22 protein-coding genes are annotated in these 19439 nt (G+C 69.0%); 20 read left to right on the top strand and 2 right to left on the bottom strand.

What is annotated here, in order from left to right; translation table 11 throughout:
* The first annotated feature begins 36 nt into the window (after nucleotides 1-36).
* From WG921_RS02790 to WG921_RS02825, 8 genes are all read left to right on the top strand, one after another.
* Nucleotides 37-285, top strand: a complete 249-nt coding sequence (locus tag WG921_RS02790) for an accessory factor UbiK family protein (protein ID WP_340107679.1) — start codon at nucleotides 37-39, stop codon at nucleotides 283-285.
* A 13-nt stretch (nucleotides 286-298) separates the two neighbouring features.
* A complete protein-coding gene (locus WG921_RS02795) occupies nucleotides 299-1261 on the top strand; it encodes an ABC transporter ATP-binding protein (protein ID WP_340107680.1) in 963 nt (320 codons plus the stop codon).
* A gap of 163 nt (nucleotides 1262-1424) precedes the next feature.
* Nucleotides 1425-1928, top strand: a complete 504-nt coding sequence (locus tag WG921_RS02800; RefSeq protein WP_340107681.1) for a type III secretion system chaperone family protein — start codon at nucleotides 1425-1427, stop codon at nucleotides 1926-1928.
* 111 nt (nucleotides 1929-2039) lie between these two features.
* Nucleotides 2040-2489, top strand: coding sequence for a phasin family protein (locus tag WG921_RS02805; RefSeq protein WP_340107682.1), 450 nt, complete (start codon nucleotides 2040-2042; stop codon nucleotides 2487-2489).
* A 73-nt stretch (nucleotides 2490-2562) separates the two neighbouring features.
* Nucleotides 2563-2901 carry a tRNA-binding protein gene (locus WG921_RS02810; RefSeq protein WP_340107683.1) on the top strand — a complete coding sequence of 113 codons (339 nt, stop codon included), beginning with the start codon at nucleotides 2563-2565 and terminating at the stop codon, nucleotides 2899-2901.
* 310 nt (nucleotides 2902-3211) lie between these two features.
* Entirely contained in the window at nucleotides 3212-4594 is a 1383-nt protein-coding gene (locus tag WG921_RS02815; RefSeq protein WP_340107684.1) for an MATE family efflux transporter, read from the top strand.
* 51 nt (nucleotides 4595-4645) lie between these two features.
* Nucleotides 4646-5266 carry a recombination mediator RecR gene (gene recR / locus WG921_RS02820; RefSeq protein WP_340107685.1) on the top strand — a complete coding sequence of 207 codons (621 nt, stop codon included), beginning with the start codon at nucleotides 4646-4648 and terminating at the stop codon, nucleotides 5264-5266.
* 123 nt (nucleotides 5267-5389) lie between these two features.
* Nucleotides 5390-6283, top strand: a complete 894-nt coding sequence (locus WG921_RS02825) for a transglutaminase-like domain-containing protein (RefSeq protein WP_340107686.1) — start codon at nucleotides 5390-5392, stop codon at nucleotides 6281-6283.
* A 10-nt stretch (nucleotides 6284-6293) separates the two neighbouring features.
* Here WG921_RS02825 and zapE read toward each other — a convergent pair whose 3' ends face one another.
* Entirely contained in the window at nucleotides 6294-7403 is a 1110-nt protein-coding gene (zapE, locus tag WG921_RS02830) for a cell division protein ZapE (protein ID WP_340107687.1), read from the bottom strand.
* A 243-nt stretch (nucleotides 7404-7646) separates the two neighbouring features.
* Between zapE and ffh the strand changes: the two genes are divergently transcribed.
* From ffh to WG921_RS02875, 9 genes are all read left to right on the top strand, one after another.
* Nucleotides 7647-9146 carry a signal recognition particle protein gene (gene ffh, locus WG921_RS02835; RefSeq protein ID WP_340107688.1) on the top strand — a complete coding sequence of 500 codons (1500 nt, stop codon included), beginning with the start codon at nucleotides 7647-7649 and terminating at the stop codon, nucleotides 9144-9146.
* Between the two features lie 80 nt (nucleotides 9147-9226).
* Entirely contained in the window at nucleotides 9227-9523 is a 297-nt protein-coding gene (locus tag WG921_RS02840) for a chorismate mutase (protein WP_340108001.1), read from the top strand.
* A gap of 36 nt (nucleotides 9524-9559) precedes the next feature.
* Nucleotides 9560-9958 (top strand): 30S ribosomal protein S16, encoded by a 399-nt coding sequence (gene rpsP / locus WG921_RS02845; protein ID WP_340107689.1) that lies wholly within the window; start codon nucleotides 9560-9562, stop codon nucleotides 9956-9958.
* A gap of 78 nt (nucleotides 9959-10036) precedes the next feature.
* Nucleotides 10037-10576, top strand: coding sequence for a ribosome maturation factor RimM (rimM, locus tag WG921_RS02850; RefSeq protein WP_340107690.1), 540 nt, complete (start codon nucleotides 10037-10039; stop codon nucleotides 10574-10576).
* Nucleotides 10573-11457 carry a tRNA (guanosine(37)-N1)-methyltransferase TrmD gene (gene trmD, locus WG921_RS02855; protein ID WP_340107691.1) on the top strand — a complete coding sequence of 295 codons (885 nt, stop codon included), beginning with the start codon at nucleotides 10573-10575 and terminating at the stop codon, nucleotides 11455-11457. Before rimM ends, trmD begins: the two co-directional genes overlap by 4 nt.
* Nucleotides 11458-11461: 4 nt before the next feature.
* Nucleotides 11462-11848 (top strand): 50S ribosomal protein L19, encoded by a 387-nt coding sequence (gene rplS / locus WG921_RS02860; RefSeq protein ID WP_340107692.1) that lies wholly within the window; start codon nucleotides 11462-11464, stop codon nucleotides 11846-11848.
* Between the two features lie 71 nt (nucleotides 11849-11919).
* Nucleotides 11920-12786, top strand: a complete 867-nt coding sequence (locus WG921_RS02865; protein ID WP_340107693.1) for a CE1 family esterase — start codon at nucleotides 11920-11922, stop codon at nucleotides 12784-12786.
* Between the two features lie 209 nt (nucleotides 12787-12995).
* Nucleotides 12996-14417 carry a 3-isopropylmalate dehydratase large subunit gene (leuC, locus tag WG921_RS02870; RefSeq protein WP_340107694.1) on the top strand — a complete coding sequence of 474 codons (1422 nt, stop codon included), beginning with the start codon at nucleotides 12996-12998 and terminating at the stop codon, nucleotides 14415-14417.
* A gap of 175 nt (nucleotides 14418-14592) precedes the next feature.
* Entirely contained in the window at nucleotides 14593-15369 is a 777-nt protein-coding gene (locus tag WG921_RS02875; RefSeq protein ID WP_340107695.1) for a VPLPA-CTERM sorting domain-containing protein, read from the top strand.
* Nucleotides 15370-15418: 49 nt separating this feature from the next.
* Here the strand turns inward: WG921_RS02875 and WG921_RS02880 are convergent, their stop codons facing one another.
* A complete protein-coding gene (locus tag WG921_RS02880) occupies nucleotides 15419-16654 on the bottom strand; it encodes an MFS transporter (protein ID WP_340107696.1) in 1236 nt (411 codons plus the stop codon).
* A 270-nt stretch (nucleotides 16655-16924) separates the two neighbouring features.
* On the opposite strand from WG921_RS02880, the gene WG921_RS02885 reads away from it, so the two are divergent.
* The 3 genes from WG921_RS02885 (at nucleotide 16925) to WG921_RS02895 (ending at nucleotide 19423) form a co-directional block, all read left to right on the top strand.
* Nucleotides 16925-17458 carry an HdeD family acid-resistance protein gene (locus WG921_RS02885; RefSeq protein WP_340107697.1) on the top strand — a complete coding sequence of 178 codons (534 nt, stop codon included), beginning with the start codon at nucleotides 16925-16927 and terminating at the stop codon, nucleotides 17456-17458.
* Between the two features lie 43 nt (nucleotides 17459-17501).
* Nucleotides 17502-18116 (top strand): 3-isopropylmalate dehydratase small subunit, encoded by a 615-nt coding sequence (gene leuD / locus WG921_RS02890; protein ID WP_340107698.1) that lies wholly within the window; start codon nucleotides 17502-17504, stop codon nucleotides 18114-18116.
* Between the two features lie 176 nt (nucleotides 18117-18292).
* Entirely contained in the window at nucleotides 18293-19423 is a 1131-nt protein-coding gene (locus tag WG921_RS02895) for an endonuclease/exonuclease/phosphatase family protein (protein WP_340107699.1), read from the top strand.
* Nucleotides 19424-19439: the final 16 nt, after the last annotated feature.

Genomic DNA, 19439 nt, shown 5'->3' on the forward strand with positions numbered 1-19439 from the left:
CGCCATATAGAGCGGCGACGACGAAAGGATCACCAGATGCAGAGCCGAAACCGGATACTCGACGACATATCCCAATTGATGACCAACGCCGCCGGCGTCGCGCAGGGCGTGAAGACCGAGGCCGAGACGGTCATGCGTCAGCGCTTCGAGCGGCTGCTGAACGATATGGACCTCGTCACCCGCGAGGAGTTCGACGCCGTGCGGGAGATGGCGCAGAAGGCGCGGGAGGAGAACGAGGCGCTCTCCGCGCGCATCGCCGCGCTCGAAGCGAAGGACGCCGGTTGACGGTTTCCGGCGGATGAGGCCGCCGCCTCGCCGTTTCTCGCCCCGCCGGATCGAACGGACCGGAGACGACACGCCCGCCGCCGGGCTGGCGGGGTATGTCCTGCGCATGACCGGCGGCTGGCAGGTCGCCGCGTGCGCGCTGAGCCTTGTCGCGACCCTGCTGGCGCTGGCGCCGATCGAATTGCAGCGCCGGCTCTTCGACGACGCCATCATCGCCGGCGACAATACGCTGATGGCGGCGCTCGGGCTGATCTATCTCGGCGTCATCGGCTTTCATCAGGTGGCGAAGTTCGCGCTGGCGCTGCTGCAAAGCTGGATGAGCGAAAGCGCGATCTATTACACCCGCCGGCATCTCTGGAAGTTGAGAGGCGACGAGCGGCGGGTGAACGGCGAAGGCCGCGACATCATCTCCGTGCTGACGACGGAGGTGGAGGCGCTCGGCGGCTTTGCGGGGGCCGGGCCGAGCCAGGCGCTGGCGAATGCGGCGATGCTGGTCGGCGGGCTCTCCTACATGTTCTGGGTGCAACCGACGGTGGCGCTGATGGGGCTTTTGCTGCTCGCGCCGCAGGTGGTTCTGGCGCCGCTGATGCAGCGGCGGCTGAACCGGCTGATCTCGGTCCAGGTGCGGCTGCGCCGCCGGTTCGTCTCGACCCTCGACGACGAGACCGCGCCCGGGGAGGCCGAGGTGAAAGCGCGCGCGGAGCGCCTGTTCCAGCTCCGGATGGTTTTTGTCTGGTGGAAGATGCTTCTCAAGGCCGGGCTCAACCTGCTCAACGGCGCGGCGCCGATCGCGGTCATCGTCGGCGGCGGGGCCATGGTGATCGCGGGCGAGACGTCGGTCGGGATCGTCGTCGCCTTCGTCGGCGGCTTCAGCCGGCTGGCCGATCCCGTGCGCCAGCTGATCTCGTTCTACCGCGAAGCCGCGGAAGCCGGCGTCCGCCATCAGATGGTGGCCAAATGGATGCGCGTTTCCTGAGCCGCGCGCTCATCCGCGCCGCGATCGAAAATATGGCTGGACGCGGCGCCGGGGGTGCGGCACCATATTTGGTGCGTCATGGGATGAAATCCACGACTGAATGGCATGCCACCAAAGCCTTGCGGGGTGAGCCTCGCCGGGCGCAACCACGGGAGCGTGAGGCATGGAAGCCGTCGAGCACGACATCAATTCAGACGATCTCCACCCGATCGACATTGTCGAGACGCTCGCCGAGCGGCGGGACTGGGAGTTCGACCGCGTCGGCGAAGATCAGATCGCGATGGCCGTGGAGGGCGTCTGGAGCACGTATTCGCTCACCCTCGCCTGGAGCGGCGCGGACGAGACGCTCCGGCTGATCTGCACCTTCGCAATGGAGCCGCCGCCGGAGCGGCGGGGGGAGCTGGCGCTCCTCATCGAGAAGGCCAACGACCTGATCTGGTCCGGCTGTTTCAGCCTCTGGGACGAGGAAAAGCTGCTGGTGTTCCGCTATGGGCTCACGCTCGCGGGCGGGGCGCCGGCGACGCCGGCGCAGATCGACGCGATGCTGAGCGGCGCGGTGGCGGCGGCGGAGCGGTTCTATCCCGCGTTCCAGCTCGTCGCCTGGGGCGATGACGACGCGGCCGCGGCGCTGGCGATCGCGATGGCGCCCTCCATCGGCCGCGCCTGAGCGGGAAACGGGCGGCGCAGCCGCGTATTTCATTGATATTTTGCTGCGCCGCACAATATACTGTTCCGCAGCGGCTCCAACGCCGCGACTCGTTCCGCTCAGGAGGACATGATGTTTGGCTCTGGCGCAAACCCGTTCGATCTCAAGATGTACGCCGACATGTTCAAATCGATGGACATGACGAAGATTTTCGATCCCTCCGCGATGAAGGGGTTTGATCAGAGCGCGCTCTACGAGGCGCAGCGCAAGAATATGGACGCGCTGGTCGCCGCGCAGAAGGCGGCCGCCTCCGGGTATCAGGATCTGTTCGAGAAACAGGTCAAGATCTTCCAGGAGACGATGCAGGCGGCGCAGGCGCAGCTGGCCGAGATGACGCGCTCCGATCCGGGCCCGGAAACGGCGGCGAAGCAGACCGAATTCACCTCCAAGGCGTTCGAGAGCGCGGTCGCGAACGCGCGCGACCTGGCCGAGGCGGCGAAGCGGACCAATGTCGAGACCTATGAAATCGTCCGGGCGCGGATCGAGGAGAACATGAAGGATCTGGCCGCGTCGATGCGCTGAACAGGGCCGCGCGGCCTCTTTCGCCGCGCGCCGCCTGCCCCTATCCTCCCGGAAATTCATGCGGGAGCGGGATATGGCGTTGATCGAATTCGATGATTTTCTGAAGGTGGATATCCGGGTCGGCGTCGTCGTCGCGGCGGAGCCGTTCCCCGAGGCGCGAAAGCCGGCGATCAAGCTCTGGGTCGATCTCGGCCCCGAAATCGGAGTGAAGAAAAGCTCCGCCCAGATCACCCGGCATTACACGCCCGAAGGGCTTGTCGGGCGGCAGGTGATGGCGGTGGTGAATTTTCCGCCCCGCCAGATCGGCAAGTTCATGAGCGAGATTCTGGTGCTCGGCGCGCCGGATCAGGATGGCGAGGTCGTGCTGATCGCGCCCGACCGCGAGACGCCGATCGGCGGGCGGCTCTTTTGACGCGGCGGTCAGGGCCGGGATGAGGGGCGACTCGAGACGGGGGCGGAAAGCGCCGGCGCACCCCTCCACGCGTGCGCCGACTCTCCTCCAGACGCCGCCGCTCGGGAGGCGATGAAGTGTACGCGGCGGTACGCACGCAGCCACGCAAGCGTCCTCGTCCCAAATGTCGGGTGGGCGCGCTTTGTCATACGGAACTCGTTAGTCAAACACGAAGCGGACGATGCCGCTTACGGTTGTAACGAAGACGAATTCTCATCGACGTGCAAGTTCTTTTTTCGGCGGCGTCGGCGGCGATGCGTGAAGGGCGTGAATGGCGGAACGCGATCTGACGACCGGGCGGCTCGCCGCGCATCTGCGGGCGATGATCGGGCCGGCCGCGCTCGGCATGGCGTTCACGACGCTTTATAACGTCGTGGATACGTTTTACGCGGGCTGGATCTCCACCGAAGCTCAGGCGGGGCTGGCGATCTCCTTCACGGTGTTCATGGCGCTGATGGCGATCGGCTTCGGGTTGAGTCAGGGCGCGAGCGCGCTGATCGGCGGCGCGCTCGGCGCCGGGCGGCTGGAGCATGCGCGCGCGCTGGCGGCGCAGGCGCTGACGCTGGCGGCGCTGCTCGGCGTCGCTCTGGCCGCGATCGGCGTCGCGGTCAGTGATTCGGCCATGGCGGCGATCGGGGCGGCGCCCGACGTGGCGGCGGCCGCGTCGGACTACCTGAGGTTGCTGTTTTTCGGTTTGCCCGGATTTCTCGTCGGCCTGACGGCGAATGGCGTGCTCACCGCGCAGGGCGATATGGCCGCCAACCGGACCGCGCAGATCGCGGCGTTCGGCGCCAATCTCGCGCTCAACCCGATCCTGATCTACGGGGTGTTCGGCCTGCCCGGATTCGGCTTCGACGGCATCGCGCTCTCGACGGTGCTGATCCAGATCGGGGTTGCGGCCTGGCTGGTCGCGAAGGCGCTGCGGACGCGGGCGCTGACCGGGGCGGGGCTTCGCGACGCGCGCCCGAGCGCGCCGGTGCTCGACGCGCTCGTCCGGCAGGGCGCCCCGTCCAGCCTGACGATGCTGGTGATGATGATCGGCGGGCTGATCATCCAGGCGCATCTCCAGCCCTTCGGCGCCGCGGCGGTGGCGGGGTTCGGCGTGGCGTTCCGGGTCGAGCAGCTGATTCTCCTGCCGATCCTCTCGATCTCGTTCGTGCTGATGCCGATGGTCTCGCAGAATTTCGGCGCCGGGGATCATGACCGGGTGCGGCAGGCGGCGACGCTGACGGCGGTGGTCGCGCTGTCGCTGTCGCTCATCGGCGGGCTGGCGCTGGCGGCGGGGGGCGCCGCCATGGTGACGCTTTTCACCGGCGATCCGGCGGCGGTGGCGGCGGGCGCGGCCTATCTTCGGGTGGCGGCTCTGATGATGCCGGCCTATGCGCTGATGTTTCTGGTCACGGCGCTGTTTCAGGGGCTGCGCCGCCCGGTCTGGAGCGCCGTGATCGGGCTTTACCGGCAGGTTGTGGCGCTGACGCTCTTTCCGGCGCTGTTCGTCTCGCTCGGCTGGGGCCTTTCGGGCGTCTGGGCCGGGCTCTTCGCCGCGGTCTGGAGCGGGTTCGCGCTGGCCTTCGCGCTGGCCGTTTTCGTCTGCCGGCGCAGGATCGGCGGGCTGCGGCCCGATTTCGCGGCCTTCGACCGCGCCGGCGCTTGACCTCGCGCGCGCGCGCCGCGACCTTCGCGCGCAAGGTCAGCGAGGATGAAGATGAACGGATCGGAGCGGGGCGACGACGCCGCAGGGCGCGAGATCGGCCGGTTGATCGAACTCATGGCGCGGCTGCCGGGGCTCGGCCCGCGCTCCGCGCGCCGCGCCGTGCTGCAGATGGTGAAGAAGCGGGACCTGATGCTCCTGCCGCTCGCGCGGGCGCTGACCGAAGTGGCGGAGCGCGCGCGGATCTGCGTCGAATGCGGCAATATCGATACGGCGGATATCTGCGCGATCTGCCGGGACCCGCGGCGCGACGACGCGCTTCTCTGCGTGGTCGAGGATGTCGCCGATCTCTGGGCGATGGAGCGCGCGGCGGTGTTCCGGGGCCGGTATCACGTTCTCGGCGGGGTTCTCTCGGCGCTTGACGGGGTCACGCCGGAGACGCTGCGGGTTCCGCGGCTCGTCGCGCGGGCCGGGGCGCCGGAGGTGACGGAGGTGGTGCTGGCGCTCGGCGCCACGGTCGACGGCCAGACCACGGCGCATTACCTCGCCGACCAGCTCTCGGGCGCGGGGGTCGCGGTGACGTCGCTGGCGCAGGGCGTCCCGGTCGGCGGCGAGCTGGATTATCTCGACGACGGCACCATCTTCGCGGCGATGCGGGCGCGCCGCGCGCTCTAGCCGCCGGGCGGCGCGGGAACCTTTCCGGCCATTGGCCCGTTATCTCCAGCATGGACGCCGGGCCCGGCCCCGGATCCGGCCCCTTGCCCGGCTCCGCCCGTGTCCAGCCCTGGAGGTGTGCCGATGCAGATCCGTTTTGGCTTCGAGATCGAGATCGACTGCGCGAAGCCGGTTCCGATGCTGGCGGCGCTTTCGACGCACGCGGCGGCCGAGGGCCGCATGCTCGGCGAGGATCGGGTGAGAGCCGAGCCGGACATCCCCCTTCACGCCTATATCGACGGGTTCGGCAATCGCGTGACGCGCCTCGTCGCGCCGGGCGGGCCGCTCAGGCTCTGGTCGGACTGCGTCGTCGCGATCGAAGGCGCGCCGGACGCGTTCGAGCCGGGGGCGCGGCAACATCCGGTCGAAGAGCTCCCGGACGAGGCGCTCGTCTATCTCCTCCCCAGCCGCTATTGCGACAGCGACAACCTGACGACGATGGCCTGGGAGCGGTTCAGCGGGCATCCGGCGGGATGGATGCGGGTGCAGGCGGTCTGCGATTACGTGCATGCGCAGATCACGTTCGGCTACAAGTTCGGGCGGCCGAACAAGATGGCGTCGGAGGTGAATTTCGAGAAGACCGGGGTTTGCCGGGATTTCGCCCATCTCGCCATCTCGCTCTGCCGGGCGCTGAACATCCCGGCGCGCTACGCCAGCGGCTATCTCGGCGATATCGGCGCGCCCGACAGCGGCCCCGGCGATTTCTGCGCGTGGTTCGAGGTCTATCTCGGCGGCCGCTGGTTCACGTTCGACGCGCGCTACAATGAACGGCGCATCGGCCGGATCCTGATGGTGCGCGGGCGCGACGCGGCCGATGTCGCGATGATCATGTCGTTCGGCGCGTACGACCTCAGATATTTCCGGGTCTGGACCGATCTTCTGGAGGGCGAGCGCGACGCCGGCGCGGTTCGCCGGTTGCTGGCCGCGCGCCCGGAAGGCGAGGCGATCGTCTTTCCCGATGCGGCCGCGCCGGGCTGAGCGGGGCGGATCAGGCCGCCTCCATCCAGTCGGCTGAGCGCATCTGCGCGAGGCGCGAGGCGGTGCGCTGAAATTCGAACGCGCCCGCGCCCTCGGGATAGAGCGCCTCCGGCCACGCCTCGGCCGAGCAGATCAGCCGCGTCTTCGCTTCGTAGAGCGCGTCGATCAGGGTGACGAACCGCTTCGCCTCGTTGGCGTTCGCGACCCCGAGGCGGGGGATGTTGTCGAGGAGCAGGGTCCGGACCTGGGTGGCGATGGCGAGATAATCGGCCGGCCCGAGCGGCGTCGCGCAGAGATCGCGGAAATCCGCCCGCCCGACGCCGGACTGGAACAGCGGGATCGTCACCCGCCGGCCGGTGACCTCCAGCGTCAGCGGCTCGCCGCCGCGGCCATCGGTGAGGTCGGCCCAGGTGGCGTCCATCGCCGCCGCGGCCTCGGGGCCGAGCGGCGTGTGGTAGACCTCCCGCCCGCGCAGCAGCGACTGGCGATAATCGGTCGGGCTTTCGAGCGCGTGAAGGTCCAGCTTGTCCTTCAGCATGGCGATGAACGGCAGGAAGATTTGCCGGTTCAGCCCGTCCTTGTAGAGATCGTCCGGCGGGCGGTTCGAGGTGGTGACGATGACGACGCCGCGCTTGAAAAGCTTTTCGAACAGGCGCCCGACGATCATCGCGTCGGTGATGTCTGAGATCTGCATCTCGTCGAAGCAGAGCAGGGTCAGGTTCCGCGCGACCTCTTTCGCCACGGTCTTGATCGGATCTTCGTCTCCGGCCTGGCGCGCCTTGTGGACGCCGCGATGGATCTCCTGCATGAAGGCGTGGAAGTGGACGCGCCGCTTTTTCGCCACCGGCGCCGTCTCGAAGAAAAGATCCATCAGCATGGATTTGCCGCGCCCGACGCGGCCATAGATGTAGAGGCCGTTGAGGTCCGCGTCCTTCTTCGCCCCCTCGCGCCCCCAGCCGAAGAACCCGCGCGCGACGCGCTTGCCCTTGCCGGGGTCGTAATCCTTCAGGCGGTCGTGAAGGATCTGGAGCTTCTCCAGCGCCAGCCGTTGCGCGGTGTCGTCGGTCAGCTTGCCGGAGGCGATCAGGTCACGATATCTTTTCAGCGGTCCGTCATGCATGGAGAGTCCCCGAGCTGCGCGCCTTTTACTGCAGAATCGGCGGGATTCTGGCAAGCCCGGGCGCAGGCGCGGCGCGGCGCGCGCCCGTTTGACTCTGATCCGCGGGGGATTTAGGTTCCGCGCGGATTTCCCGGAAGCCCGAATGCTTCCGGTCCCCGCATCGTGCGGGGATCGCCCCCGGTCAGCGCGTTGCGCCCGCCGGGGCGATGCGCGTTCAGGCGCCGGACGGAAAGGAGACGCGGTATGTTCGAAAGTCTGTCCGAACGCCTCTCGGGCGTGTTCGACAAGCTCACCCGGCAGGGCGCGCTTTCCGAGGATGACGTCGGAACCGCGCTCCGCGAGGTGCGCGTCGCGCTGCTGGAGGCCGACGTCTCGCTCGCGGTGGTGCGCGATTTCATCGCCCGCGTGCAGGAAAAGGCGACCGGGCAGGCGGTGACGAAATCGGTCACGCCTGGCCAGCAGGTGGTGAAGATCGTCAATGACGAGCTGACCGCGATGCTGGCCGGGGACGACGCCGAGGCCGGGCGGCTCCGCGTCGACAGCCCGCCGGCGCCGATCCTGATGGTCGGGCTTCAGGGCTCCGGCAAGACGACGACGACCGCGAAGATCGCGAAGCGCCTGACCGAGCGCGAGGGCAAGCGGGTGCTGATGGCCTCGCTCGACGTCAACCGCCCGGCGGCGATGGAGCAGCTCGGCATCCTCGGCATGCAGATCGGGGTGGACACGCTGCCGATCGTGAAGGGGCAGGACCCGGTCGCGATCGCGCGCCGCGCCAAGCAGCAGGCGACGATGGGCGGCTATGACGTCTATCTCCTCGACACCGCCGGCCGGCTCCATATCGATCAGGAGCTGATGGCGCAGGTCGAGGCGGTGCGCGACGTCGCGAAGCCGCATGAGACGCTCCTCGTGGTCGACGGGCTGACCGGGCAGGACGCGGTGAACGTCGCCTCGGAATTCGACGGGCGCATCGGCGTCACCGGCGTCGTGCTGACGCGGATGGACGGCGACGGGCGCGGGGGCGCAGCGCTCTCGATGCGGGCGGTGACGGGGAAGCCGATCAAGTTCGTCGCGACCGGCGAGAAGCTCGACGCGCTCGAGGAGTTCCACCCGGCGCGGATCGCGGGGCGCATCCTCGGCATGGGCGATATCGTCTCCCTCGTCGAGAAGGCGCAGGAGACCATCGAGGCCGAGCAGGCCGAGAAGATGATGAAGCGGTTCCAGAAGGGCCGCTTCGACATGAACGATCTCGCCGGGCAGCTTCAGCAGATGCTGAAGATGGGCGGCATGCAGGGCGTGATGGGCATGCTGCCGGGCATGGGCAAGCTGACCAAGCAGATGGAGAACGCCAATTTCGACGACCGGGTCCTGCGCCGGCAGATCGCGCTGATCCAGTCGATGACGAAGAAGGAGCGCGCCAATCCCGCGCTGCTGCAGGCGAGCCGCAAGAAGCGCATCGCCGCCGGCGCCGGGCTGGAGGTGCAGGAGCTGAACCGGCTTCTGAAGATGCATCGGCAGATGGCGGACATGATGAAGAAGATGGGCCGGATGGGAAAGAAGGGCCTGATGCGCGGCGCGCTCTCGCAGATGCTGGGCAAGGGCGGCATGAACCCCGCGATGATGGGCGGCGCCGGCGGCGGCGCGCCGGGCGGGCTCCCCGGCGGCGGCATGGCGGGCGGCGGGCTCCCCGGTCTTGGCGGCGGCGCGCTGCCGCCGGGCCTCTCCGGCTTTGGAAAGAAGAAATGAGCGGGCGCGGACCCGAAGCGGCGGGCGATGAGGGGCGCCGCGCATCCGAAACGGGCGCGCCGGCGGCCGGGGGCGGCGGCGTGACCGATGACGCGGCCCGCGCGGCGGAGCTTCTCGAGAAGGAGCGCGGCCATATCGACAATCTCGACGCGATCCTGGTCTACACGCTCGCGGAGCGGTTCAAGGCGACGCAGTCGGTCGGCGCGCTGAAGGCGGCGCACGCCCTGCCGCCCTCCGACCCGGCGCGGGAGGCCCGCCAGATCGACCGGCTGCGCCAACTCGCGCATGACGCCGATCTCGACCCGGTTTTCGCGGAGAAATTCCTGAACTTCATCATTTCCGAAGTCATCAGGCATCACGAACGCATGCAGAAATAGGGGCCAACGCGCCTCGGCCATACACAGGAGACGAACATGGCGGTGAAGATCAGACTGGCTCGCGGCGGCTCGAAGAAGCGGCCGCATTACACGATCGTGTCGGCGGACAGCCGCAAGGCGCGCGACGGCCGTTTCATGGAGCGGCTCGGCACCTATGACCCGCTTCTCGGCAAGGATGACGAGAACCGCGTGAAGATGAATGTCGAGCGGATCATGGAGCTGATCGGGCAGGGCGCGCAGCCGACCGACCGCGTCCGCCGCTTCCTCGAGGCCGCCGGCGCGATGGAGAAAAAGGTTCGGAACAACCCGAAGAAGGCGAAGCCGGGCCAGAAGGCGGTCGAGCGCGCGGACGCGAAGAAGGAAAAGGCCGAGGCCGCCGCCGCGGCGCCGGCGGAGGAGGCCCCCGCCGAGGCCGCGGAAGCCACGGCGGAGTGATCCTCCCGGCGCGCGGGTCGGCCGCCCGGCGCCGGGCGGCCCCCGCGCGCCCCTGACGCGGCGCTTGGGAACGCGATGATGAGCGAAGATGGCAAGGATCTGATCTGCGTCGGCGCCATCGCCGGCGCTTTCGGCGTGCGGGGCGAAGCGCGGATCAAGTCCTTCTGCGCGGAGCCGGAGGATATCGCGCGCTACGCCCCGCTTTTCACCGAGGATGGCGCGCGGAGCTTCACGGTGCGGATCACCCGCCCGGTCGCGGGCGGGTTCGCCGCCCGGCTCGGCGGCGTCGCGACCCGCGAGGAGGCGGCGGCGCTGAGGGGCGTGCGCCTGTTCGCGCCGCGTGAGCGGATGCCGGCGCCGGGGGACGATGAATATTACCACGCCGATCTGGTCGGCCTCGACGTGGTCGATGTGGGCGGCGCTCCGGTCGGGCGGGTTCTCGGGGTCGAGAATTACGGCGCGGGCGATTTTCTCGAGATCGCGCTGGAGCCGGAGGGCCGGCTTCTGGTCCCGTTCACCCGCGCCGCGGCGCCGACCGTGGATCTCGCGGCGCGGCGGATCGTGATCGACCCGCCCGAGGATGTGGCGGAAGGCGGCGAGCCGGAGCCGGGCGGATGAGCGGCGCGCCGCCCGGCCGCTCGCATGGGCGGATCGCGCCGCGCCCGTCGCTCGGCCCGCGGCCGCTGATCGACGAGGGGGAGGAGGTCGCGGGCGCCTGGACCGCGCGGGTCCTCACGCTTTTTCCGGAGATGTTCCCCGGCCCGCTCGGGCTGTCGCTCATCGGGCGCGCGCGCGCGCGCGGGCTCTGGAACCTCACCCCCATCGACATCCGCCGATTCGCGACCGACCGCCATCGCACGGTTGACGCGCCGCCGGCCGGGGGCGGGGCCGGCATGGTGATGCGCCCCGACATCGCCGCCGCGGCGATGGATGACGCGATGCGCGGCGCGCCGGCCGACCGGGCGCGCTGGCCGCTGGTCTATCTCTCGCCGCGCGGCGCGCCCTTCGATCAGGCGATGGCGAAGCGATTCGCCGCCTGTGAGGGAATCACGCTTTTATGCGGCCGTTTCGAGGGCGTGGACGAGCGCGCGCTCGACGCGCGGGCGGTGGAGGAGGTCAGTCTCGGCGATTTTGTCATGACGGGGGGCGAAATCGCGGCGATGGCGTTGATCGACGCCACGGTTCGGCTTATACCCCGCGTCCTCGGCAACGCATCGAGCGTCGCGGAGGAAAGCTTTGCGGGCGGTCTTCTGGAGGCGCCGCACTATACCAAGCCCCCGCTCTGGGAGGGGCGTGAGATACCGGAGGTCCTCCTTTCCGGCCATCACGCCCGGGTCGCCGAATGGCGGGCCGCGATGAGCGAGCGACTGACGAAGGAACGACGTCCCGATCTCTGGCGGGCGCATGAGGCGAGAGCCTCCGCTGCGGACCCGATGGATGGCCAGGAGCTCTCGGACGCGCACACCACCGCCGCCAAAGGCGGGCCTGAGAAGGACTGAGGCCATGAACCTGCTGCAAGAGCTTGAAGCCGAGCATATCGCCGAGCTTGGCAAGACCATCCCGGACTTCGCGCCGGGCGACACCATTCGCGTCGGCGTGAAGGTGACGGAAGGCGCGCGCCACCGCGTGCAGAATTACGAGGGCGTCTGCATCAGCCGCAGGGGCGGCTCGACGCTGGGCGCCTCCTTCACCGTCCGCAAGATCAGCTTCGGCGAGGGCGTGGAGCGGGTGTTCCCGCTTTACTCGCCGGCGATCGCCGAGATCGAGGTGGTTCGCCGCGGCAAGGTGCGGCGCGCGAAGCTCTACTATCTCCGTGAGCGCCGCGGGAAATCCGCGCGGATCGCCGAGAAGACGAATTATCGCGCGCCGAAGGAAGCCGCCGCCAAATAAGGCGCGCCGATACGGATGAAGCGGGCGGCCCTGGGGGCCGCCCTTTTCGTTTGTGGGACAACGGAATTGTGATGGCGCGCGGCGCGGCCCGCATGCAGTGTGGCGCGATGATCAGATCGCTCGCCGTCGCCCTCTTCTTCCTCCTTTTCGCCTCGCCCGCGCCCGCCGAAAGCTGCGGCGCGGGCGCGGCGCCCTGCCGCGCGGCGGGCGGGATCTATCACGTCGCGCTCCCGGAGGGCGGGGCGCCGCGCGGGGCGGTGATCTTCCTTCACGGCTATGGCGGAACCGGGGCCCGCGTCCTTCGCGGCGCATGGGTGCGCGGCGCGCTCGACCGGGGCTACGCCGTCATCGCGCCCCAGGGCGAGCCGCTCGGCGAAAACAGGAGCGGCGGCGGCTGGAACAGCTCCGCCGCCGCGGGCCGGCGCGACGACGTCTCCTTTCTCGCCGGCGTCGCCGATGACGCGGCGGCGCGGTTCGGGATCGCCCGCGACGCGATGCTGCTCGCCGGGTTTTCGGGCGGCGGGATGATGACCTGGCGCGCGGCCTGCGCCGCGCCGGCGCGCTTCGCGGCCTATGCGCCGGTCTCGGGCCTGTTCTGGCGGCCGCTGCCGGAGACATGCGCCGGCCCCGCGGCGCTGCTGCATACGCATGGCTGGGCCGATCCGGTGGTGCCGCTGGAGGGGCGCGCGGTCGCGGGCGGGCGGCTCGTTCAGGGCGATCTTTTCGCCGGGCTGAAGCTGATGCGCGAGGCGTTCGGCTGCGCGCGCGACGCGCCCGAGAGCTACGGCGCGGCCGGCGCCTTTCTCATCCGGCGCTGGACCGATTGCGCGCCGGGCGGGACGCTCGAATTCGCGCTGCATCCGGGCGGCCACGCGGTTCCGGCGGGGTGGTCCGCGCTTGCGCTCGACTGGTTCGAGGGGGTCGAGGCCGCGCGCTGAGGCGCGCGCGCGGCGACCGGCGGCTTGCCCCCGGCGCCGATTCCCAGCTAGACGACTTCGCATGAAGCGGATCGTGAACATCGCCGACCGGGCCCGCCTGCCCTCGCGGTTCTTCGCGGGGCTTCGCGCGCGCGGAGCGGCGGGATAAGCTCCCTCCGCCCACCGGGCCGCCCGCCGCACTTGTACAGCACAACGGAAGAGACACGCTCATGTCCACCGCGCCAAACACCTCCCCCAGAACGCTCTATGACAAGATCTGGGACGCCCATCTCGCGCATCAGGGCGAGGACGGAACCTGCCTGCTCTATATCGACCGCCACCTCGTCCACGAGGTGACCAGCCCGCAGGCGTTCGAAGGCTTGCGGCTGACCGGGCGCACCGTGCGCCAGCCTGGCATGACCGTGGCGGTGCCGGACCATAACGTGCCGACTTCGGACCGCGCCGCCGGCATCGCCGACGAGGAGAGCCGGATCCAGGTCGAAACGCTGAAGGCGAACGCCGAAGAGTTCGGAATCACCTATTACGACGTGACCGACATCCGGCAGGGCATCGTCCACATCATCGGCCCGGAGCAGGGCTGGACGCTGCCGGGGATGACCATCGTCTGCGGCGACAGCCACACCGCGACCCATGGCGCCTTCGGCGCGCTCGCGCATGGCATCGGCACATCCGAGGTCGAGCATGTGCTGGCGACGCAGACGCTGATCGCGCGCAAGGCCAAGAACATGAAGGTGGAGGTGACCGGCGCCCTGCCGCCCGGCGTCACCGCGAAGGATATCACGCTTTCGATCATCGGCGCGACCGGAACCGCCGGCGGCACCGGCCATGTCATCGAATATTGCGGCGAGGCGATTCGCGCGCTCTCGATGGAAGGCCGGATGACGGTCTGCAACATGGCGATCGAGGGCGGCGCCCGCGCCGGGCTGATCGCGCCCGACGAGAAGACCTTCGCCTATGTCAAAGGCCGGCCGATGTCGCCGAAGGGCGCGGCGTTCGAGATGGCGATGGCCGACTGGCGCGGCCTCTATTCGGACGAAGGCGCCCATTTCGACAAGGAGCTGATCCTGAAGGGCGAGGATATCGCGCCCGTCGTCACCTGGGGGACCAGCCCGGAGGACGTGCTGCCGATCACCGGCGCGGTGCCGGACCCGGCCAGCTTCGCCGATCCCGGCAAGCAGGCGGCGGCGGCGCGGAGCCTCGAATACATGGGCCTCACCCCCGGCACGGCGCTGCGCGACATCGAGATCGACACCGTGTTCATCGGCTCCTGCACCAATGGCCGGATCGAGGATCTGCGCGAGGTCGCGAAGGTCGTCGAGGGCAAGCGCGTGAAGGCCGGGCTGCGGGCGATGATCGTGCCGGGCTCGGGGCTGGTGAAGGCGCAGGCGGAGGAGGAGGGGATCGCCGAAATCCTCAAGGCCGCCGGATTCGACTGGCGCGAGCCGGGCTGCTCGATGTGCCTCGCGATGAACGCCGACAAGCTGGCGCCCGGGGAGCGCTGCGCCTCCACCTCGAACCGGAATTTCGAGGGCCGGCAGGGCCGGGGCGGGCGCACCCATCTGATGAGCCCGGGAATGGCGGCGGCGGCCGCGCTGACCGGGCGGCTGACGGACGTGCGCGAAATCGGCTGAAACTGAGCCCCGCGCGAGATGCGCGGGGTTAGCCGAAAATATTCGAAAAATCGTTTGCAGTTGAAGCGGCGACGGATCTAGTGTCCCGGCGTTGGGGATCCGGTTGGTCGTGCGGAACTTATAGCGGCGTGTCTTGTTTTGTCGGCTCCCTTTTCTGAGATATATGGGGAATGTCATGACAGGATATTGTAGTTCCGCCGCGCTTGCGGTGATTTTCGCTTTCGCCGCGCCGCTTGGCGCGTCTGCGCTCAGTTTTGATCAGAACGTCACGCCCGACGTGATTTTCGGCGACGGGAACGCGAATGGCGGCTTCACCGTCGACACGGCGAACGGGGTCGAGATCGGCCTTCGCGGCAAGTTGCGGTTCGACGCGAACGACCAGCCGCAGAATGTGTTCAACTCCAACGGCCTTGGCGGCTACAGCTTCGACGCCGGCAATCCGCCGATGGGCGCCGGCGGCGCCGCGACGCCGGTCTGGTCCTTCGAGTGGTCGATCAACTCGAATGTCGACGGTTCCGGAGGCGCGCTGGATCAGTTCACCTATCTGCTTGAGCTGGATGGAGATCCGGGCGCGGGAACGGATTTCGGATCGTTCGATCCGATCAACGCGCCGTTTTTCGACCATGCGATCGGCGACAACACCACGGGGAACGGCGATGGCGTCGCCGCGACCAGCATCGGGGAATACTCGGCGCTCATCGCGGCGAACAATGTCGCGCAGAACTCCTGGCGCTACGATTTCTTCAACACGACGATGACCCAGCTGTCGGCGTTCGATCCGAATGAATCGGGCGTCTACACGATCCGGCTTTCGGCCTTCGACGGCCAGACGGCGCTCGCTTCGAGCTCGATCGATATCCGCGTCGGCGCGGTGCCGCTACCGGCGACGCTGCCGCTGCTGCTGGCGGGGATCGGCGGGCTGGCGCTCCTTCGCCGCCGCCGGACGGCGTAAGATCCGACGCCAGCCGCCGGGGCGCCGGCGGCTGGCGTTTTCGCTCCGCTCAGGCGCGGGCCGCCTTCAATGAGCGCGCCCGGTGCGAGACGAGCGCGAACCAGAGGCAGATCGCCAGAAGATACATCCCCATCGCGAGGCATTGCGTTTCGATCCCGACTCCGGCGTCGAGGAGCGCGCCGCTCGCGCCGGGGCCGAGCGCCGAGGCGAAGACCACGATCGCGGCGATGATCGCCCGGATCGAGCCGAGCCAGCGCGCGCCGTAAAGCTCCGCGAAGAGCGCGCCCATCACCACCGAACCGCCGCCCGAGCTCAACCCCGCCACCGCCATCGCCGCGACGCCGGCCGAAAGACCGTCGGCGAGGCCGAGCAGGATCGAGCCGAGCCCCCAGCCGAGAAGATAGACCGGCAGGAGCCGCAGCGCGTCGAACCGGTCCACCGCCCAGCCGATCAGGAAGCTGGCGCCGACCGTGGTCGCGGAGAAGGCGGGGAAGGCGAGCCCGGTGTAGGCGACGAGATCCCAGCCCTTGACCTCGGCGAGGTGGACGGTCTGAAAGAAGATCACCGTGCCGATCCAGGACGGGGCGACGATTCCGGGAATGAGGGCCCAGAACAACCAGTGGCGCGCCATGTCGCGCCGGGTCCAGTGCCGCCCCTCCATTCCCGGCGAATGGCCCGCCTCCGCGACCGAAAGCGGCGTCCGGTCCCGGCGAAGCAGAAAGAAGAGCGCCGGCGCGAACAGAAGGACGATGATCGCCGCGATCAGGAGCCAGCTTCCGCGCCAGCCGAGAAAGGCGATCGCCGCCAGACCGGCCGCGGGAAGAATGGCCTCGCCGCCGGCGATGCCGAGCGAGGCGACGGCGACGGCGCGGGCGCGCTGCGCGCGATACCATTTCCCCATCGAGGTGATGGCGATATGGGTCATCATGCCCTGCCCGCAGAACCGCAGGCCGAAGACCAGCGCCCCGAGCGCGAGCCAGCCGGGCGCGACGGCGACGCCAAGCGAGACCCCGGCGAAGAGAAAGAGCACGCCCAGCGCCAGCCGCCGCGCCGGGATGACGTCCGCGAGGCGCCCGGCCTGCGTCAGGAAAGCGGCGGAGGCCAGCGTCGCCACCATGTAGATGGCGCCCCACTCGCCATGGCTGAGGGCGAACTCCTCCCGCCAGACGCCGGCGTAGATCGAGATGAAATGGGTCTGCCCGAAGCTGGACGCGAAGGTCATCAGCGCGCCCGCGCCGAGCCAGGGCGCTTCGCGGCGAAGAAAAGTCGTGAACGTGAACGCCATCGGCCGACCTCGGGTCTCGCCCGGCCGGCGGCGCGGGGGGATTGTCTCGTTATCGCCGCGTGATCGGCCCTGCGGGGGCGCGCGCCGGCGCGGCGGCTGGCGCGTTTGCGGCGTCCGGGAGAAGACTCGCCATTCGGGGCGCGATTGGCAATGGCGAACTTGCGCCTGCAAATGAGGCGTGCTTTACCTCGCGCATTCGACAGTTCTCATCCGTCGGGCGGGCCGCGGCGCGCGCGCCCGGAGCGGCCGGATGCGCCGATGGAGCGTGATATGCGAAGATGGCTGAAGTGGCTGTTGCTCGGCGTTCTCTCCGTCGTCTTCGGGCTGTTCGTGCTTGCGAACCCTTTCGCCGCGTCGCTCGCGATCGAGCAACTGGTCGGCCTGCTCTTCCTGCTGATCGGCGCGTTCCAGATCGTCGCCGCCTTTCGGGAGGACCGGTTCTGGTCCAGGATCGCATCGGTGGCGCTTGGCGCGCTTGCGGTCGTTCTCGGCGTCTCGTTCCTCGCCAACCCGCTTCACGGCGTCATTTCGCTGGTGTCGATCGTGACCATCATCCTGGCGGCGAGCGGCGTGGTGCGCATCGCGCTCGCCTATCGGATGAAGAATACGCCCTTCTTCTGGTCGATGCTGATATCGGGCGGCCTCTCGGTGCTTCTGGCGCTCTATATCATCGCGAATTTCGGCGCCGTGTCGGGCTCGCTCCTCGGGATCCTGATGGGGATCGAGATGATCCTGGACGGCTTCGCGATGATCGCGCTGGCGTTCTTCGCCCGCGCGCTCGGGGGCCCGACCCAATGGAAATGACCGCGCGCCGGGCGGCGCGCGCAGGAGCATAAGGAAAATCGCGATGGACAAGTTCACCACCCTGACCGGCGTCGCCGCGCCGCTGCCGTTGATCAATATCGACACCGACATGATCATCCCGAAGCAGTTTCTGAAAACCATCAAGCGCACGGGGCTCGGCAAGAATCTCTTCGACGAGATGCGCTATGACGAGAACGGCGAGGAAAAGCCGGATTTCGTGCTGAACAAGCCGGCCTACCGCGATGCGAAGATCCTTGTCGCGGGCGAGAATTTCGGCTGCGGCTCGAGCCGGGAGCATGCGCCCTGGGCGCTGCTGGATTTCGGCATCCGCTGCGTGATCGCGCCCTCCTTCGCCGACATCTTCTTCAACAATTGCTTCAAGAACGGCATCCTGCCGATCGCGCTGCCGCAGGACGAGGTCGACAAGCTGCTCGACGACGCCTCGCGCGGAGCGAACGCGCGGCTCTCCATCGACCTGGAACGGCAGGTGATCACCGGCCCGGACGGCGGCGAGATCTCCTTCGAGGTCGACGCCTTCCGCAAGCACTGCCTGATGAACGGGCTCGACGATATCGGCCTGACGATGGAGAAGGCCGACGATATCGACGCGTTCGAATCCGCGCGGGCCAAGCGTCAACCCTGGCTCGCGGGGGCCTGACGCGCCTGGCGGCGCGCGGCTCTCGCCAGAAGGGATTCGGGCATGTAGGCTCCCGTTCAGGTTGAAGGGGAGATGACGGTGCGCCGAAATGAAGACGCCGGTGGGGCTTTCGCGCTGACGGGCGCTTTCGCCCGGCTCGGGCCTGGTTCGATTCCGGCGGGCCGATGAGGCGGGCGTTGGCTCTGGCCGCGGCGTTGGCGGTTTCCGCCCCGCTCGTGGGCGCGGATCCGGCGCCGCCGGCCGAGGGCGCGACGCGGGTCGCGACCTTCAACGCCGCGCTCAACCGGCGCAATCCCGGCCAGCTGGCGCAGGAGCTGCGGCTCGGCGGCTCGGCCCAGCTCGCGGCTGTGGCCGAGATCATCCAGCGCGTGCGCCCCGACGTGATCCTGATCAATGAGCTCGATCATGACGAGCGCGAGATCGCGGCGAGCCTGTTTCGCGCCTATCTCGCCACCGGGCGCGGCGACGCCGACGGGATCGACTATCCGCACCTCTTCACCGCGCCGGTCAACACCGGCGCGCCCACCGGCCGCGATCTCGACGGCGACGGAAGGAGCGACGGGCCGGCGGACGCGTTCGGCTTCGGGTATTTCGCCGGCCAGTACGGCATGGCGATCCTCTCGCGGCTGCCGTTCGACGAGGGCGCGATCCGCACCTTCCGCCTGCAGCGCTGGGCGGAGATGCCGGACAATCTGCTGCCGCGCGCCCATTTTGGCGCGGCGGCCGACATGCTGCGCCTCTCGTCGAAAAGCCATTGGGACGCGCCGGTGATCCTGCCGGACGGGCGGCGGATGCATCTGCTCGCCTCCCACCCGACGCCGCCGGTCTTTGACGGGCCGGAGGACGCCAATGGCCGGCGGAACCATGACGAGATCCGGTTCTGGGTCGATTATATCTCCGGCGCCGGCTGGATGACGGATGATTCGGGCCGCGCCGGGGGCTTGGCCGCGGGCGCCGATTTCGTGGTTCTCGGCGATCTCAACGCCGATCCGGCCGATGGCGACGCGCGGCGCGGCGCGCTCCATGCGCTTCTCGATCTGGCGCAGGATCCGGCGCCGAAAAGCGCCGGCGCCGCCGCGGCGCCGGGCGCGCGCAAGAGCGGCGATCCGGCGCTGCACACCGCCGACTGGCGGGAGGATGGCGGGCCGGGGAATCTGCGTGTGGATTATGTCCTGCCGTCAAGGTCATGGCGGGTGGTCGGCGCCGGCGTGTTCTGGCCGGCGAAGGGCGACCCGCTCCGCCGGCTGGTGAAAACGGGCGGGAAGGCCAGTTCGGATCATCGTCTGGTCTGGGTGGACCTGAAGTGAGGCCCGAGAGCGACAT

The organism is Paludibacillus litoralis (assembly GCF_037646705.1).
GTDB classification, from domain to species: domain Bacteria; phylum Pseudomonadota; class Alphaproteobacteria; order Rhodobacterales; family Rhodobacteraceae; genus Pikeienuella; species Pikeienuella litoralis.